This is a genomic window from Microseira wollei NIES-4236 (assembly GCF_020521235.1).
GTDB classification, from domain to species: domain Bacteria; phylum Cyanobacteriota; class Cyanobacteriia; order Cyanobacteriales; family Aerosakkonemataceae; genus Microseira; species Microseira wollei.
On sequence record NZ_BLAY01000370.1, the window covers coordinates 1 to 3,131 of the forward strand.

Here is a 3,131-nt window from a genome sequence, read left to right on the forward strand (position 1 = left end):
GGCATCAATAACTGTCCATCAGGGGAAAATGTTGACCATGCCGTGCCCCGACCATCTTGTTACACCCCGATCGAACACCCTGTAGGGGCAGGGCATCAATAACTGTCCATCAGGGGAAAATGTTGACCATGCCGTGCCCCGACCATCTTGTTACACCCCGATCGAACACCCTGTAGGGGCAGGGCATCAATAACTGTCCATCAGGGGAAAATGTTGACCATGCCGTGCCCCGACCATCTTGTTACACCCCGATGCCACACCCTGTAGGGGCAGGGCATCAATAACTGTCCATCAGGGGAAAATGTTGACCATGCCGTGCCCCGACCATGTTTAATCGATTTCGACGCCTTCAAGGAAGTGATGACGGCTGGGGCAAATGCTCATTCGAGCGTCATCGATAGCCGCGACTTTAGCGTAATAATACAGCCAACCGAGCCGTTATATTTTTATATTAATAAAGCTTAAATATTCTTTCTTGCGGTAGACTATCAACCTCTATTTAGAGAGAAGTAAAAATAAATTTTGCAATTATCAGCGCCACAAATATCTGTACAAATGATGAAGTAAAGACTCCAAGCATTCGCTACGCTGAACACTGTGTTTATACCAAATTGGAGTCAAAAATGGCTGCTTTTGAAGCAACCGATAAGAACGGTTCTTTAATGAATTTAAATCGGGAAAATAGAATATTTGAAATTTTAAAGAATGACCCATTGTTGAGCCAACAAGCAATTAGATTCGGCCTCAACAGTAACAATGAAATTATTGGAACAGAAGACCCTGATAGCCTGCGTGGCAGTCAAAGCGATGAGGTTTTTGTTGGTAAAAAAGGCAACGATACAATTTTTGGCAATCTAGGTGACGATACCGCCTTTGGTAACGCCGATGATGACATATTATTTGGGGGTACTGGGCCAGAAGGAAACTTTGGTGGTAGCGGCAGGGATGTTTTGTTTGGCGAAACAGGAAAAGACACCCTTTATGGTTTGGGTGGCGATGACCTGTTATTTGGCAACGAACAATCGGATTACCTTCAAGGTAACAAAGGCAAAGATTTAATTAGTGGCGATCGCGGCGATGATACCCTGCGTGGTGGTCAGGAAGATGACATTGTTGCTGGCGATGCCGGCAACGATACAATTTTTGGCGATTTAGGCAATGACACGGTTTTTGGCGGTGATGGTGAAGATCAATTATATGGCGGTACTGGGCCAGAAGCAGAATTTGGCGGATATGGCACCGATGTTGTTTATGGCGAACAAGGAAACGACATTGTTTATGGTCTAAAAGGTGATGACACGCTATTTGGGAATCAACAATCAGATATCGTTTATGGCAACGAAGGCAGAGACATTCTTTATGGAGGTCAAAACGACGATACTCTATTCGGCGGTCAAGATAACGACCAACTTTTCGGCGATAAAAATAACGATGTTCTTTGGGGAGATTTAGGTGCAGATACTCTCACTGGCGGTAGCGGCGATGATGTATTTGTCATTGGCAGACGCACTGATATAGATGGGTTTAAATCTACAGGTGGTTCTACGATTACCGATGCCGACTTGATTGCCGATTTCGGTCAGGGTTTAGATTTAATTGCCTTAACTGGCGGACTCACTTTTGAAGACCTCAACATTATTCAAGGTAGCGGTGAAAATGCAGGCAATACTCTGATTCAGGATAAAGTCACTGGCGATTATTTGGTAAATCTCAAAGGATTTGATTTCAGCAATCTGACCAAAGCTAATTTCACCTACTCTACAATCCGCATCGATAATTACTTGTCGTTTAGCCAACCGATTTATCGTACAACTGAAGAAGGTGGTGAAGTTGGGGTAACAATTAATCGCACGGGTGGTATTAATCAAGCGGTAAGCGCTACCTTGTTCGCCAGCGATGGCACTGCCAAAGCACCCGAAGACTACAAATTCAATCCGCTGCCGATTAACTTCGCACCGGGAGAACTCGTCAAAACCGTGACGATTCCCATTGCCAAAGATGCGTTAGTAGAAGGCGAGGAAACGTTTAATTTAGCGTTAGGTTTTCCCTTTAATGGCGCAACGGTTGCACCGCCGAAGACGGCAATTGTTGCCATCGCAGATAGTAGTACCACTCCATCCCTAGCATCGAAAGCGGGAACCCTTCAATTTAGCAACCCCGACTTTGCCGTCGATGAAAACGGGTTTGCGATCGCATCCGTAAACATCAATCGCACCGATGGTAGTAGCGGTGCAATTGGCGTCCAAGTGCTACTAAATGGCGGTACTGCAATGGGCGGCGCATCTGGTTTAGGAGATGCCATAGATTACGATAACAGCTTCATCACCATTAACTGGGGTGATGGAGATACTGCGCCCAAAACTGTCAACATTCCCATCTTCGACGATACGGTTGCCGAAGATAACGAAACCCTCAACCTAACTTTATCCGATGCTACAGGCAAAGCGACAATTGGAGGGCAAAATACTGCCATCCTCACAATTATCGATAATGACGGTTCATCCTCATCAAGCAAGGCAGAGATTAGCGTATTAGATGGGGCAACCGAAATTACTGATAATACCGGAAGCATTACTTTTGCCCCCGTTAATGTGGGTGCTAACTTAACCAAAACCTTTACCATCCAAAATCTCAGCACCACAGATATTCTCAACTTGGGTGGTTGGACTTTGCCAGAAGGTTTCTTTTTAGTAGGAACTGTCCCTGGAACTGTCGCACCTAATGGTTCGCAAACATTCACCCTCAAAGTCGATACAACCAAGGCAGGTAATCTTCAAGGTAATCTCTCTTTGATTACCAATGATAGCGATGAAAATCCGTTTAATTTTACCATAAACGCAGCGGTAAATCAATCATCCACAACACCATCTGGAGGAGAAATTCAAATCCTCGATGGTAACACCGATATAGCGGATGGTAATGCCACACCCCTAGACTTCGGCAGCGTAAATATTGGTGGCAATCTAACCAAAACCTTCACCTTGAGAAATACCAGTACCACGCCGCTAACTTTGAGCAATCTCACCTTGCCAGAAGGGTTTAGTTTACAAGGCGACTTTCCGGCAACCATCGCACCAAACGCCACGGGTTCTTTTACGATTAATGTCAATACAGCAACCGCAGCTAATCGG

2 protein-coding genes are annotated in these 3,131 nt (G+C 45.2%); both read left to right on the top strand.

From position 1 onward, the window contains the following. Positions 1–315 precede the first annotated feature (315 nt). Complete coding sequence (locus MiSe_RS48310) at positions 316–465, top strand: hypothetical protein (protein WP_226594540.1); 150 nt, start codon at positions 316–318, stop codon at positions 463–465. A gap of 158 nt (positions 466–623) precedes the next feature. After that, positions 624–3,131 (top strand): Calx-beta domain-containing protein (locus MiSe_RS48315; protein WP_226594542.1); only part of this gene is annotated, 2,508 nt, incomplete at its 3' end.